This window comes from Noviherbaspirillum sedimenti (assembly GCF_003590835.1).
Classification (GTDB): domain Bacteria; phylum Pseudomonadota; class Gammaproteobacteria; order Burkholderiales; family Burkholderiaceae_D; genus Paucimonas; species Paucimonas sedimenti.
The window spans coordinates 232,320-246,893 of sequence record NZ_QYUQ01000002.1 but is presented as its reverse complement, the minus strand read 5'-3'; the positions used below and the strand labels follow the sequence as shown (position 1 = coordinate 246,893).

The 14,574-nt window shown below is 55.4% G+C and carries 16 protein-coding genes; 9 read left to right on the top strand and 7 right to left on the bottom strand.

Going from position 1 to position 14,574, the window contains the following annotated elements; genetic code table 11:
* The first annotated feature begins 53 nt into the window (after positions 1–53).
* Entirely contained in the window at positions 54–476 is a 423-nt protein-coding gene (locus D3878_RS01225; protein WP_158592142.1) for a thermonuclease family protein, read from the top strand.
* Positions 477–600: 124 nt separating this feature from the next.
* On the opposite strand, the gene D3878_RS01220 is transcribed toward D3878_RS01225, so the two are convergent.
* From D3878_RS01220 to D3878_RS01205, 5 genes are all read right to left on the bottom strand, one after another.
* Positions 601–1,212 (bottom strand): CHRD domain-containing protein, encoded by a 612-nt coding sequence (locus D3878_RS01220; RefSeq protein WP_119783819.1) that lies wholly within the window; start codon positions 1,210–1,212, stop codon positions 601–603.
* Positions 1,213–1,794: 582 nt separating this feature from the next.
* The gene (locus D3878_RS01215) at positions 1,795–1,986 is read right to left on the bottom strand and encodes a CsbD family protein (RefSeq protein ID WP_119787635.1); all 192 of its coding nucleotides are present in this window, start codon (positions 1,984–1,986) and stop codon (positions 1,795–1,797) included.
* A gap of 287 nt (positions 1,987–2,273) precedes the next feature.
* Positions 2,274–3,038 carry a Crp/Fnr family transcriptional regulator gene (locus D3878_RS01210; protein WP_233556190.1) on the bottom strand — a complete coding sequence of 255 codons (765 nt, stop codon included), beginning with the start codon at positions 3,036–3,038 and terminating at the stop codon, positions 2,274–2,276.
* A 124-nt stretch (positions 3,039–3,162) separates the two neighbouring features.
* Positions 3,163–3,288 carry a hypothetical protein gene (locus D3878_RS24540; RefSeq protein ID WP_274381890.1) on the bottom strand — a complete coding sequence of 42 codons (126 nt, stop codon included), beginning with the start codon at positions 3,286–3,288 and terminating at the stop codon, positions 3,163–3,165.
* Positions 3,285–4,373, bottom strand: a complete 1,089-nt coding sequence (locus D3878_RS01205; protein ID WP_119783818.1) for a sigma-54 interaction domain-containing protein — start codon at positions 4,371–4,373, stop codon at positions 3,285–3,287. The genes D3878_RS24540 and D3878_RS01205 overlap by 4 nt, the downstream gene beginning before the upstream one ends.
* Before the next feature lie 438 nt (positions 4,374–4,811).
* On the opposite strand from D3878_RS01205, the gene D3878_RS01200 reads away from it, so the two are divergent.
* From D3878_RS01200 to D3878_RS01180, 5 genes are all read left to right on the top strand, one after another.
* On the top strand, positions 4,812–6,734 hold the full coding sequence (locus D3878_RS01200) for a PrkA family serine protein kinase (RefSeq protein WP_119783817.1): 1,923 nt from the start codon (positions 4,812–4,814) through the stop codon (positions 6,732–6,734).
* 52 nt (positions 6,735–6,786) lie between these two features.
* Positions 6,787–8,055: a YeaH/YhbH family protein gene (locus D3878_RS01195; protein ID WP_119783816.1), complete on the top strand. Its 1,269-nt coding sequence runs from the start codon at positions 6,787–6,789 to the stop codon at positions 8,053–8,055.
* A gap of 21 nt (positions 8,056–8,076) precedes the next feature.
* Positions 8,077–9,624 (top strand): SpoVR family protein, encoded by a 1,548-nt coding sequence (locus tag D3878_RS01190; RefSeq protein WP_119787633.1) that lies wholly within the window; start codon positions 8,077–8,079, stop codon positions 9,622–9,624.
* A 145-nt stretch (positions 9,625–9,769) separates the two neighbouring features.
* Positions 9,770–10,027: a hypothetical protein gene (locus tag D3878_RS23635; RefSeq protein WP_158592141.1), complete on the top strand. Its 258-nt coding sequence runs from the start codon at positions 9,770–9,772 to the stop codon at positions 10,025–10,027.
* Positions 10,024–10,263, top strand: coding sequence for a hypothetical protein (locus D3878_RS01180; RefSeq protein WP_119783814.1), 240 nt, complete (start codon positions 10,024–10,026; stop codon positions 10,261–10,263). Before D3878_RS23635 ends, D3878_RS01180 begins: the two co-directional genes overlap by 4 nt.
* A gap of 220 nt (positions 10,264–10,483) precedes the next feature.
* On the opposite strand, the gene D3878_RS01175 is transcribed toward D3878_RS01180, so the two are convergent.
* Positions 10,484–11,071 (bottom strand): hemerythrin domain-containing protein, encoded by a 588-nt coding sequence (locus tag D3878_RS01175; protein ID WP_119783813.1) that lies wholly within the window; start codon positions 11,069–11,071, stop codon positions 10,484–10,486.
* Positions 11,072–11,268: 197 nt separating this feature from the next.
* On the opposite strand from D3878_RS01175, the gene D3878_RS01170 reads away from it, so the two are divergent.
* From D3878_RS01170 to D3878_RS01160, 3 genes are all read left to right on the top strand, one after another.
* Complete coding sequence (locus D3878_RS01170) at positions 11,269–11,616, top strand: hypothetical protein (protein WP_147383855.1); 348 nt, start codon at positions 11,269–11,271, stop codon at positions 11,614–11,616.
* 383 nt (positions 11,617–11,999) lie between these two features.
* Positions 12,000–12,263: a hypothetical protein gene (locus tag D3878_RS01165; RefSeq protein ID WP_119783811.1), complete on the top strand. Its 264-nt coding sequence runs from the start codon at positions 12,000–12,002 to the stop codon at positions 12,261–12,263.
* Positions 12,264–12,631: 368 nt separating this feature from the next.
* A complete protein-coding gene (locus D3878_RS01160; RefSeq protein ID WP_147383854.1) occupies positions 12,632–12,880 on the top strand; it encodes a hypothetical protein in 249 nt (82 codons plus the stop codon).
* Positions 12,881–13,125: 245 nt separating this feature from the next.
* On the opposite strand, the gene D3878_RS01155 is transcribed toward D3878_RS01160, so the two are convergent.
* Positions 13,126–14,574: a cobyric acid synthase gene (locus D3878_RS01155; RefSeq protein WP_119783809.1), complete on the bottom strand. Its 1,449-nt coding sequence runs from the start codon at positions 14,572–14,574 to the stop codon at positions 13,126–13,128.

The window sequence follows — 14,574 nt, the reverse complement described above, 5'->3', positions numbered from 1 at the left end:
TGAACCGCAGTCCCTGTTTGTATTACTTGACCGCATTTTTCATCGGGCTAATCATGCAACCCGCAATGGCGGATGCGGATATTTCAAGCTACGCATTCGTTCGCGAGGATGGCGCATTGCAGATCGACGGTCGACTTGTCTACCTGTACGGCATTTATATTCCGCCGACCGATCAGACCTGTTATACCTTCATCCGCCCGGTGCGCTGCAGTAGTCGCGCCGCGCTTGCCCTGGATTTCAAGATCAGCGGCGACTTCGTGAGATGCCAGACCAGGTTCACCAACCCTGACGGCAGCCTGATCGCCAGCTGCACATCGGGCGATGACGATTTGAGTGAATGGATGCTGCAGAAAGGCTGGGCCGTCGCGCTTCCGGATGCGCCATTTTCGTATAGTGCAATGGAAAAAATTGCCCAGGCGCGCGGACTGGGCATCTGGGGGATTCCGCTTGAACTCCACAAAAGAAGGGCACGCTAGCATTTTCCACAATCGCAACCCAGCAGAAAATCGGGCAGGAATTACAGCTTGAGTGCAGTCTGCAATCCCTGTCGCATCACTTGACTGGATTGGCGGCCCAGCAATCCAAATAACAGATGCGCACTTATCCCGCGTAGGTCGTCGTTGTTTCCCCTGTTGTCGCCGTTGTGGTGGTCGTGACGCCCGTTGTGGTGGACGTTACCGCAGGTGCCGTCGTGGTCGTACCGCCCACAGCCGTGGTAGTGGTCGTCCCCCCTGCCGTCGTGGTTGTCGTACTGCCGCTAGCCGGTTGATCAGCTACGATCTGGCCGCGGATCTCGCCACCGGGAAAAGCATCTGAATGCACATTGAAATAATAATTGCCAGCCCGAAGTGTTGCGAGTTGCGCATCAGTGATCGTTACGCCGGCGACCCAGACACCACTACCGGTGGCAGTTTGCGTTAACGGGAAAATCACCGGCCCGTTCTGGCCGCGGGCACCTTCATGAATATGCGCAACCGTGCCGGTAATGCCAGCCGTATTCACTGTAGCCGTCAATAAACGGTTCTCCGGGTTAACCGTTACAACCCCGGTACCGGTGGCGAGACTGCCGGAAGGCGGAACTTCCTGTTCGCCTGTCAGGCTGGCAGAAAATCTGGTTGCTTCTGCGTCAAGTGCACCACCGCATGCGGAAAGCAGAAGCAAAGATACACACGACAGCCACCATGCGGCGAGCCAATGTCTAAAATTTCTCATGGGAATATCTCCTAAGGAAGGTCAGCAAGGTGAGATTTCCCGCGCGCTTCGGCAAGCGCCATACGATCATTGCAATTCTTGTGTTTTTCACTGCAGGCTTCCACACCAGCGGTGTTCGTTCCAGTTCCCCCGTTTGAACGTCAATGCGTCCTGTCTGCAAGTGAAGTGACTGCGTGCTGATGCATGTCGTTTCGAATTGCGAGAGTCATCTCGCGAATGAACAATGCATAGGACATGCCGACTTATCCAAATATCGGCAACTTGAAATTTTTAAATTTTTTGTATTTTTTTGTTCATCAGATGCAAATAAATTACTTCCAAAAAATAAAATTTTGCCAGTTCGATGAGGCGGATTTTAATTGCAGAATTCTTTTGCAAACCATCATTTCTCATCCATAAGTTAATACCAGCGTTTAATACTTTTATTCCCGGAATAACGTAAGAAATACCGAGACATTGTAAAAAACTCTGCGATCGTAAGGCTTCTTTGCTTAAATTCCTATTTTTCAACAATAAAAAGAGCGTCAAGCGCTCTTTTTATTGTTTGTCCTTATACAGTGGCAAGAATGGAATCAATACGCTTTAGTGATGCCCCTTCGTGGTTGCTTTGCGTACCGCTTCCTTGGCTTTGCCATAGGTTTCCTGGATTTTTCCTGCCGCCTGCTTGGTCAAGCCTTTTGCTTGCTGTACTTCATCATCCATCTCCTTACCCGCCTGTTGCTGGGTTTTCCCCGCCACGGTTTTTGCCCTGCCTTTAATCTGGTCCTTGTTCATGATCATCACCACCCATGGAAAATAAAAAATTAAACATCCATCAAGCATTTTCAATATAGGGTGGTAAGCAGCCGCTATCTGTGCGCTCTACCACATAGCGCCAGGAAAAAGCGATGCCGGGTTCTGGTTCTTCCACTTATATGAAATCGACAGCACGCCGGGATCCGGCACCCGCATCAGGATCCGCTTGCCGAAGGTCCTGCAAGCCGATGACGGCGCGACGGCCGCGCTCGAGATATCCGGGTATGCTGCCTGAGCGTACTCCAGCAGTTCACAAGCAGCAGCAATCACACCGGGGCTGACGATCCCGCCCCCCGACCGGGCAACAGCCGCGCATATTCTCGCTTGACGTCGGCGTAGCACTCGCACACCCGGCTTTCCAGGCCGCTGCGGTCAAGTACGATGATGTGACCACGGCTATAATGGATCAGCGCTTCGTCCTGCAAGCGCCCTGCCGCTTCCGCCACGCTTTCGCGACGCACACCCAGCATATTGGCAATCAATTCCTGCGTCATGCTCAGTTCATTCGATGGCAGCCGATCCAGCCGCAGCAACAGCCAATGGCACAATTGCTGCGCCACGCTATGATGCCGGTTGCACACTGCGGTTTGGGACATTTGCGTCAGCAAGGCTTGCGTAAATCGCAGCAAATGCTTTTGCAATGCATCGCCGCGGTCGAACTCTTCCTGCAGCAGCGCTGCGCCGAGACGAAAGCCATAGCCGGCACTGGTGACAACTGCCCGACTGGACATGGCGCCGCCCCCCATCCATTGCGCGACACCGACCAGACCTTCATTGCCGATCAAGGCGGTTTCTGCGGAAGCGCCATCGCGGGTGTCATGCAGGATCGATACGATACTGCTGGTGGGGAAATAGACATGCTGCATGCTTGCCCCCGCTTCTGTCACGACCATGCCTAACGACATGGAAACCAGTTCCAGGTGTGGCGCGAGTCTTTCATATCCTGCTTCGGGCAGCGCCGCCAGTATCTGGTTTTGTTGTGGATTGTGACCATACAGTCCGGCAATCCGTACCGGCTTGTCGACAGGCAAATGCTGGGATTGCCTTTGCAAAGCGAACTTGTGAAACGCAGTGATGCAATGCGAATTGACAGGCCGCATATGCGAAGACCGCGTGCAGGTACTGATATTTTGCCCCATGAGATGCTCCTGATCGCTAAAATCTTGCCTTACATACATCATCGCGTAATGCGCTTGATTTCTGCATCCGTGCTTCTCCGATAATATGGTGCACGCCTGCGCGCACCACGGCATGGTCATCGACGACGAGGATGTTCATCATGCGCAATTTACCCTGGAGGGGGGCGGCACGCCGGAATGGCTGGCCCCGCCCGGGCGGGACTCATATTCCTTCAGGCGGTTGTACAAGGTCTTCAGGCTCACCCCCAGCACGGCGGCGGCCAGGGTCTTGTTACCGTGGTAGTGCCCGAGCGTGGCGCAAATCAGGCGGCGCTGCGCATCTTCCAGGGTGCTGCCCACCTGCAGCGTGACACAATTTTCATGCTCTCCCCGATCGTCCGGCTGCTGCACCGGTGCAACAGCCGTCATGGCAAAGGTCAGGTCCAGTTCGTGGTCGGCCAGGATGAAGGCGCGCTGCACGGCATTCTTCAATTCCCGTACATTGCCCGGCCAGGAATATTCCTGCATGAACTCTCTTGAAGCCTGCGAAAACACCTTGGCCGTGCGCTCTTCCTGGTTCAGGCGCTCGAGAAAGACATTCGCCATCAAGCCGACATCCTCGGTGCGCTCGCGCAGTGGCGGCACCTGCAGGGGGAACACCGACAGCCGGTAATACAGGTCGCTGCGCAGGATGCCATCGCGCACCGCTTGTAGAGGACAACGGTTGGTGGCGGCGATCACGCGCACCTTTACTTGCGTCTCGGTATCTGCACCGACCCGGCAAAAGCGGCCGGTTTCCAGTATACGCAGCAACTTGATCTGCATGTCCATCGACATTTCGGTGACTTCATCGAGGAACAGAATGCCGCCATTGGCCCGCTCGAAGCAGCCCGCGCGGCTTTTTACCGCGCCGGTGAAGCTGCCGCGTTCGTGACCGAACAATTCAGCCTCCATCAATTGCGGTGATATGGCACCGCAATTGATGGCCACCAGCGGTTGACCGGCGCGCCCGCTCATCAGGTAAAGGGTATGGGCGACCAGTTCCTTGCCGGTGCCGCTTTCGCCTTCGATCAAGACATTGGCATGGGTCGGTGCGACCCTGGCGATCAAGCGAAACAACTGGCGCATCTGCCGCGATGTGCCAACCAGGTCGCCGAACCTGGCCGGCGCCTGCAGCGGCGGCTTGGGGAATTCGTCGGGAATCGCGGCAATCGGCGGCACTGGCGGATCGTAGGCTAGATAGCGCATGGCCGCCTGAGTTGTGTCAGCAATCCGGCAATCGTTTAGCACAGCTCGCTCCTTGTTCCATTGCATAATTTTCTTAATAATATTTACATAACTGGAAAATCTACCGCATCCGTGTTCCTCTGATTTTGATGTAGGAATGCGCCGACTTGTGCTGTGATTTTTTTGTGCGCGTAATGAACAATTGATTTGTCTCAAATGTCTTAGATAACAGGAAACCAGACATTGGAAAAAAATTCTTACCCCTATGTTCGTTGCCCGTAAACCCCGGCAAAAATCCGGTGTGACATTTCTCCAAAAAACGTGAATACATAGAGAAAGAATTGACACGGCAAGGGGAATATGGGCGTATGATTAAATCGTTGCCATCTGCAAACTCATGCTGGCAACAGCTGCTCTAGTCATGGCTGCAAAGGATATTTTCTGCTCAAAGGATCACCCATGAAAATCTTCGAGAATTATGCTTCGCGTTATGAACGTACCAGAGAAGAAGAATATTCCCTGAAGGAATACCTGGAGATTTGCAAACGCGAGCACCTGGCTTACGCCTCCGCCGCCGAACGCATGCTGCATGCGATCGGCGAACCAGAACTGCTCGACACCCGCCACGACCAGCGGCTGTCGCGCATCTTCGCCAACAAAGTGGTCAAGATCTATCCGGCGTTCCGGGAGTTCTACGGCACCGAGGAAGTCATTGAGCAAGTCGTTGCCTATTTCCGCCATGCCGCGCAGGGCCTGGAAGAACGCAAGCAGATCCTGTATCTGCTGGGTCCGGTCGGCGGCGGCAAGTCTTCCATTGCGGAAAAGCTGAAAGAACTGATGCAGCGTGTGCCCTTGTACGCCATCAAGGGTTCGCCGGTGAATGAATCGCCACTCGGCCTGTTCAGCGAAGCCGAGGATGGCGCGATCCTGGAAGAAGATTTCGGCATCCCGCGGCGCTACTTGCGCACCATTCCCAGCCCGTGGGCCGTCAAGCGCCTGGCCGAATTCAATGGCGACATCAACCAGTTTCGCGTGGTCAAGCGCTATCCATCGATCCTCAAGCAGATCGCCATTTCCAAGACCGAACCGGGCGATGAAAACAACCAGGATATCTCTTCGCTGGTCGGCAAGGTCGATATCCGCAAGCTCGAGGAATATTCCCAGGACGACCCGGACGCCTACAGCTATTCCGGCGGCCTGTGCCTGGCCAACCAGGGCTTGATGGAATTCGTCGAAATGTTCAAGGCGCCGATCAAGGTGCTGCACCCCTTGCTGACCGCTACCCAGGAAGGTAACTTCAAGGGGACCGAAGGTTTCGGTGCAATACCGTTTGACGGCGTGATACTGGCCCACTCCAACGAATCGGAATGGAAAGCTTTCCGCAACAACAAGAACAATGAAGCCTTCCTTGACCGCATCTATATCGTCAAGGTACCGTATTGCCTGCGCGTATCTGAAGAAGTCAAGATTTACGACAAACTGCTGCGCAATTCCTCGCTGTCGCAGGCGCCCTGCGCGCCCGGCACGCTGAAGATGATGGCGCAGTTTGCGGTCCTGTCGCGCCTGAGGGAGCCGGAAAATTCCAGCATCTATTCCAAGATGCTGGTCTACGATGGCGAAAACCTCAAGGATACCGACCCCAAGGCCAAGTCGATCCATGAATACATCGACTATGCCGGCGTCGATGAAGGCATGGATGGCTTGTCCACCCGCTTCGCCTTCAAGATCCTGTCGAAAGTGTTTAATTTTGACACCACCGAGGTGGCGGCCAACCCGGTGCACCTGCTGTACGTACTGGAGCAGCAGGTGGCGCGCGAACAGTTTCCGCCCGAGACCGAGCAGAAATATCTTACCTATATCAAGGAGCACCTGGCGCAGCGCTATGTCGATTTCATCGGCAAGGAAATCCAGACCGCTTACCTGGAAAGCTATTCCGAGTATGGCCAGAACATCTTCGACCGCTACGTGCTGTTCGCCGATTTCTGGATCCAGGACCAGGAATTCCGCGATCCCGATACCGGCGAAAGCTTCGACCGCAATGCGCTGAACAATGAACTGGAAAAGATCGAGAAGCCGGCCGGCATCTCCAACCCGAAGGATTTCCGCAACGAAATCGTCAACTTCGTCTTGCGCGCCCGTGCGCACAATGCCGGCAAGAACCCGCTCTGGACCAGTTATGAAAAGCTGCGCACGGTCATCGAGAAGAAAATGTTCTCGAATACCGAAGACTTGCTGCCGGTGATTTCCTTTAATGCCAAGGCCAGCGCCGACGATGCCCACAAGCATGAGGAATTCGTCAAGCGCATGGTGGACAAAGGCTATACTGCAAAGCAGGTGCGCCTCTTGTGCGAATGGTATCTGCGTGTCAGGAAGTCGTCGTAATCTGCTGCCCTCCCCGCCATGGGGAGGGCAGCTCATCAAGCAGGAGAAGGTTTTGGTTCACCTCATCGACCGTCGTCTGCAAGGCAAGAACAAGTCCGCGATCAACCGCGAGCGCTTCATGCGTCGTTACAAGGGGCAGATCAAGGAAGCTGTGGCGCGTGCGGTCAAGGGCCGTTCGATCACCGATATCGAAAACGGCGAGAAAATTTCCATACCGGTCAAGGATATCAACGAACCGGTATTCGGCCATGCCCATGGCGGCATCTGGGAAAACGTCCATCCAGGCAATAAGGAATACGCCAAAGGCGACCAGATCGAGCGGCCCCAGGGTGGCCGTGGCGGCGCCGGCAAAGGCAAGGCAGGTAATAGCGAAGAAACCGGCGAAGACGATTTCGCTTTCGAATTGTCGCGCGAGGAATTCCTGAATGTCTTCTTCGATGACCTCGAATTGCCCAATCTGGTCAAGACCCAGCTCACCGCCGTTCCCGAATTCAAGAACCAGCGTGCCGGTTACAATGTCTCCGGCACGCCATCCAATATCCATGTGCTGCGCTCGCTGCGCGGCGCGCTCGGGCGCCGCATCGCCGTCGGCGGCACTCCGCGCAAGCGCCTGAAAGAAGCCGAAGACGAATTGCTGGTATTGCTGCAGGAAACCGGCGAAGACGATCCGCGCGTCATCGAATTACGCCTGGAAATTCATCACCTGCGCGCGCGCATCCTGGCAATTCCCTTTATCGATCCGTTCGACCTGCGCTACAGCAACCGCATCAAGGTGCCCAAGCCGGCCAGCCAGGCCGTGATGTTTTGCATCATGGATGTCTCGGGATCGATGGACGAATCCCGCAAAGACATGGCCAAGCGTTTTTTCATCCTGCTCTACCTGTTCCTGACGCGTGCCTATGAAAAAATCGAAGTCGTCTTCATTCGCCACCACACCTCGGCGACCGAAGTCGATGAACAGGATTTCTTCCATTCGCGCGAATCGGGCGGCACCGTGGTGTCCTCGGCGCTACACCTCCTGAAGAAAATCATCCAGGAACGCTACCCGAGTAACGACTGGAATGCCTATGTCGCGCAAGCCTCCGACGGCGACAACTGGGATAGCGATTCGACTACCTGCCATGACCTGCTGGTCAACAGCATCATGCCGCTGGTGCAGTATTACGCCTACATTGAAATTACCGATGGCCCGCCGCAGAACCTGTGGGAAGAGTATGCGCAAATTCCGGCGGCGCACCCGAATTTCGCCATGCAAAAAATCGAATCGCCGGCCGACATTTATCCGGTGTTCCGCGAACTGTTCAAAAAACAGCTGAAATAAGCAGCCGAAATGAGCCAGCCCATGAAAACCTTGCCAGCCTTGCCGGAACCGGACAATCCGCACCGCCTGCCGGAACAGTCGGAATGGACCTTCGAACTGATCGAACAGGCGCACGAGGAAGTGCGCCGGGTGGCGCAGAAATTCGGCCTGGATACCTACCCGAACCAGCTGGAAATCATCAGCGCCGAGCAGATGATGGATGCCTACGCCTCGGTCGGCATGCCGGTGTCTTACCACCACTGGTCCTTCGGCAAGCATTTCATGGCGACCGAGAAGAGTTACAAGCGCGGCCAGATGGGACTGGCTTACGAGATCGTCATCAATTCCAGTCCCTGCATCGCCTATCTGATGGAAGAAAACAGCCTGATGATGCAGACGCTGGTGATCGCGCATGCCGCCTATGGCCATAATTCCTTCTTCAAGGGAAATTACCTGTTCCGCACATGGACCGACGCCGAAGCGATCGTCGACTACATGGTTTTTGCCAGGAAATACATCGGCCAATGCGAGCAACGCTACGGCATCGAGGAAGTCGAATTGCTGCTCGACTCCTGCCACGCCCTGCAGCATTATGGCGTGGACCGCTACAAGCGCCCGGCGAAACTGTCGCTGGAAAAAGAATACGCGCGTCAGAAGGAACGCGAGCAATACCTGCAATCGCAAGTCAACGATCTCTGGCGCACCCTGCCGCGCCGCGAGGAAGAAGCGCACGAAGAAGCCAGCCACCGTTTTCCGGAAGAGCCCCAGGAAAACCTGCTGTATTTCATCGAGAAATACGCGCCGCTGCTGGAACCCTGGCAACGCGAAATCGTGCGCATCGTGCGCAAGATTTCCCAGTATTTCTATCCGCAGCGCCAGACCCAGGTGATGAACGAAGGCTGGGCCACTTTCTGGCATTACACCATCCTCAACCAGCTGTACGAGGAAGGCATCGTCGGCAACGGCTTCATGATGGAATTCCTGCAAAGCCATACCAATGTGGTGTACCAGCCGCCCGTCACCAGCCCCTATTACAATGGCATCAACCCATATGCGCTGGGCTTTGCCATGATGCGCGACATCCGCCGCATCTGCGAGGAGCCGACGGCGGAAGACCGCGCCTGGTTCCCCGACATCGCCGGCAGCGACTGGCTCAAGACGCTGGATTTTGCCATGCGCAACTTCAAGGATGAAAGCTTCATCGCGCAATTCCTCTCGCCCAAGCTGATCCGCGACTTCCATTTCTTTTCAGTGCTGGATGACGACCGCAACGACAACCTGCATGTCTCGGCGATCCACGATGACAGCGGCTACCAGCACGTCCGCGAACAACTGGCCGCGCAATACAATCTCGGCAACCGTGAACCGAATATCCAGGTCTGGTCGGTCAACACGCACGGCGACCGCACCCTTACCCTGCGCCACACCCAGTTCCAGCGGCGGCCGCTGAACCAGAATACCGAAGAGGTCCTGAAACATGTCGCACGCCTGTGGAGCTTCGACGTCCACATGGAAACGGTCAACTCGGAAGGGACCGTGTTGCATACGATGGAATGCAAGGCAGAAAAGCGGCGCCACGCCAAGAAATGAGCAAGAAATGAGCAGGAGGCGTGCAGCTGCCGGGCAGGGGAACCTGACGGCCCGCCCCCGATCATAGAATCACATGGGAAGCGGGAGTATTGCAGCCGTGCCTGTGGCGGGGCGCCGTCCGCGTCAATTGAATCGAGGTAATGCCATGTCGTTCACTGAAACGCCGTATCCGCCGGCCAGACCTGACATGTCGCCTTGGGCATCGCATCCCGAGGCCGCACTACGACTGCATCGCGCACCAATCCCGGAAGAGGAACCCCTGCCAGGCGAAGAACCCGGCCCGGATGAGGAAGAGCCGCCACCGCACCCGGATCCCACCGTGGAACACCGCCGCCCCGCCGCCGAGGCGGCAGGCATCCTCGCGCAGGACAGACGCTTTCAGCGGGGAGACCAGCGGCAATGACACAGGATGAGTATGCCAGCGAACTGGCGCGCCGCTTCGAGGAATTCACCCACTGGGCGATTGCCAGCTGGCCGCAAAAGAATTATCCGCTCATGCAATCGGACTTCGCCGAAGCACGGCGCGAAATCAGCGTAATCCTGGGACGCAAGCTGCAGGAAGGACAAACTTCGATAGCGGCCCCATCGGCGCAGGAAAGCGCCCAATACATCGACGTCAATCCAGCGCCCTGGCCTTGAGACTGCGCGCCATTCCCTGCGCGTCAGCCCCTCCCTTCCTTGCAAATAAGAACCACGGCGCACACGGCGGGCGCGACGGAAGGCATGGCGCTTTCTTCTTCAGCGAAAGCAACGTGGCATTTCGCTTCATGCAGGCTAGGCCAAAGGCCATGGTTTTCCCGCTAAGGGGTTTTTCCGGCGCGCCCGCCGTGTGCGTCGTGGTTCATGACAAAATATTTAATCATATTTCCCGCATCCGTGCAGCAGCATGCCGCGCATGCGATGAAGACATATAAGTATCTTCCCCGGGAAAGTGTTCATCGGCGATTTCCTCGATGGGCATGCCGAGCCGGGCACGCATACCATTTTTAGCTTCCAGCAATTCCCTGCCCAGTACAACCAGATCGATATCCGACACCAGCACCTTGGGGAACATGACCGCTTCCTCATCCTGGATATGGTGCTCGACCTGTTCCGCCAGTGCGCGCACCTTGGCATCGAACATAGGCTCGTCCGGCGGGATCTTGCCGAGCAAAATGATCAGGCTCTTGGCCGAATCATGTTGATCCCAGGCTTCATCCATCAATGCGCCATCATGGATTTGCTGGCGCACTGCCGGATAAAAAATGCCTTCTTCGACAGCGAAATGGACCAGCAGTTCTGCGCACACTTTCCGCACCAGTTCGAATTTTTCATGGATGCGTAGTCGCCCTCTTTTTGCCTGAAATTCGGCAAACAAGACTTGCACCTTGCGATGGTCAATCGTCAGCAAGCCCAGGACATCAGGATATACAACCGTGGGCAAGACAAGCTGGGGGCGTTTGACCATGCAACACCTTTCAGGCCGAGAATTTATCAAATGGATGCGACACCATTCAAATTACTCACTTGGATCGTCTGCCCTTTGCGCTAGAACAAAGGGCAAGCTAGCGACGAACCAAGGCCATGCGCAGGTATCTTATACAGATGGTGGGCATGAAAACCAACATGCCAGGCCCAGTCGGATCGATCAATCGGGAGAATGCGATGGCTCCAAAATTCGGACATTTTATTGAGGAAGCGGATATTGGCTCCGGTGAGAAAACACCCGCTGAACTGGAAGACCTGGAGAAAACCGCGCATCTGCGCGAACAGCAGGAACAAGCCAGGCAGCAGGCACGGCCGATGGACGGGGCTCTGTTACAGCAAGTGATCGAGGAACAGCTATACATCAACCAACAGGAAAGCCATACCCCGCATGGCGCACTGGATGGACTATCGTCCGGCGCTGCGCCGTCGGCAGATCCGGCGACACCCTTGCCATCCGCACCGCCGCCCAAGACAATGCGGCGAACCAAGAAATCGGCCCGCTCCCCGACACATCACGGTCGTTAGGATCACTTCGCAAAAACACGACATTCCGGCCACTAGGCGGGGGGAATCGTATTGCCATTCTACCTAGCGGTATTTCTACGATGCAAAAAATAGCTTGGCAAGACGGGCTTATCATGCCTGCCCTTTCGTCCAGCTGGAAGGCAGATATGTATCGAAAACGCGGCCAAGGAAATTCACAAGTCATTGATTAATATAATTTTTATTCATTGATCAGGCAATTTCATCCTATTTTTCCAGAGTAATATTGCTGTTTTCCAGATTGCATTTTCTGCACTAAGCCACCCTTGTTATATTTATTGTGAATACCTAGCATCAAGAATTGAAATTTGATTTATGGCGTAGAGCAGCCATAATGAAACCATCAAATTTCACAGGAGAACATCATGTTCAGATCCAACCTTGCAACCTACCCGTATATCAATCCGATTAGTTCCTATGGTGAAAATCTGGGACGTGCTGCGCGTAGCTTCATTGCCGCCCTATTGGCGATCGATCCGGCCAAGGTTAACGCGAGCCCGGCCAAGGTTAAGGCAGTCCAGGAAGACAAGGCAGTCACGGCAGCCGAATTGAGCCGCCTGGCCCGTGAATTCGACGCCTTCATGCCAAACCAGGCTGCCGAACTGCGCTACCTTGCAGGCCGCGACTAATCGTTAGCTTCGCCTTGGACTACCGGATCCGACGGATCCTGGTCCTGCCTTACGGGAAACTTCATTGCAAAGTTTCCCGTTTTATTTTCCCCTTTGACTTCATTCCGTTTGCCCTGCCGCACCAAGCTCCGTCAAGAAGCCGGCGTTTTTGGCGCTGTGGCGACTATCCAGCCGCACGCGCTCATGGCTTTCCGCACTTGTCGCGAAGCTGATTCACCAATTCAACATTCCTTTTAGAAAATTGATTTAACTCAAAGTTGTCAAAATTCAACGAGGAATAATACTCACAGAAAATAAATAACAGGGAGAAAACAATGAATACTCTGACAACCCAAGAAATGGTCCAATCTCTGGTCAATGCCTATTCAATGGAAAACGCCAATTTGCGCCAAAAACACATTTTTGAGCAAACCTTGCATGCCCTGGTACGGTTGGCCAAATCAGAACAGATGATGGAGATAAAAGCCAACGTCAGGAAACTGACGGGAACGGTGCCGGTGGCCAAGACCAGGTCTGCTGCCAGCAAGGCCGGTCTGGCTGCCCTGGCACAGATGGCCTTGCCTGGACTGGACGAGAAAATGAATGCACAGGGTGTTGCGGTACGTCGGCGCCGTTGAGCGAGCGGCATTGAGTTGCCGGCTGCAAGATTTGCCCAAACTCGCCTGATTCCCGCAATACGCCAGGCCATGCTCCCCTACAAACAGGACTAATTGCATGGCCAACTTGCCTCCAACTGGCCAGGAGCGCCCAGTGGCCTGGTTTATGTTATCTGGCTTGTGCTACAAGCACTTGGTCAGCAAGGAATTCTGAGTATCCTGCAGTATCGAAATTGAATCGTTCTCCGGGACGTTCGCGTGGATAGTCAGGAAATCAAGGCATTCAATATCTCTGCGTCCATGTTTTTCTGAAGGTGGTCCGCCAATCCCTCAAACACTGTGTCCAATGTGCGCACATGCACGCCAAACAAGGCCTGTAGCACCCCGGGATCTTCGAAAATGCCGTGCACATAGAGCCCCAGCACCCGTCCATCCGCACTTTGCCAAGCCAAGTCCTTGATGACTTCCTGCGCGACGTCAGCGGCATCGGAGCTACGCTGGGCAGCTTGCGTTTGTCCGTGATGAATTTCATAGCCATGCACGGCGATGCCGGAAAGTGATGTCCAAGGGCCAGACAATTCTGCAAACTGCGTGGTACTGCGACGCACAGTTTTTTCCACTGCAAACGTCGTTTCCAAGGGTAGCAGCCCCAGCCCGGCATCGTTACCGTCGATACCGTGTGGATCGAGCAAGGCATCCCCCAACATTTGCATGCCGCCACAAATCCCCAGGACGGCGCCACCCAGGCGCGCGTGCCGGATCACGGCAAGGTCCAGGCCCTGCGTTCGCAGCCAGGCCAAGTCGCTGCTGGTATGTTTGGAGCCGGGCAAGATGATCCAGTCGCTGGCATTCAAACCCGCCAAATCGGCCGAACTGCGCGCCCAAAGCAAGCGCACGCCAGGGATGTTTTTGAGCGCTTGAAATTCATCCAGGTTGCTGATGCGCGGATATGCCACCACAGCAATCGTGCGCGAAACCGCACCTGTGCTTCGACTGCGGTCGTCAAACACGCCATCTTCTTCGGGCAGGCCATGTTGCCACCACATAGGCAAGGTGGCCACGGTCGGTATGCCGGTCAGCGCTTGCAATTGTTCGGGTGCGGGCGCCAGCAGCGCCGGGTCGCCGCGAAACTTGTTGAGGACAAAACCATGAATGAGCGCCTGGTCTTCCCTGGCCAGCAAGGCCCAGGTGCCGTACAGGTGCGCAAATGCGCCACCGCGGTCGATGTCTGTCACCAGCAAACAGCGTGCCTCGCAGTATCGGGCCACTCGGAGATTGACGATGTCATTCGCCATCAAATTGATTTCGGCTGGCGAGCCTGCGCCCTCGATGACCACCACGTCATTCTCGGCGCGCAAGGCATCCAGCGATGCGGCGATTGTCGGCCACACTTTTTCGCTGCGGCCACGCCAGGGCAGATTCGTCAAGTCTGCACTAACCTCACCCAGCAACACCACTTGGCTGTGGGTGTCGGCCTCGGGTTTGAGCAGCAAGGGATTCATGCGCACATCCGGTTCTGCGCAAGCGGCCAGCGCCTGAAAATACTGGGCAGAGCCAATTTCACCCATGCCGTTGTGCGAAGCGACCACGCGCGCATTGTTGCTCATGTTTTGGGCCTTGAAGGGCGCCACCTTCAAGCCCTGGCGGGCGTATAAACGGCACAGTGCCGTCGTGACCCAACTCTTGCCGGCACCGCTGGAGGTACCCAGCACCAT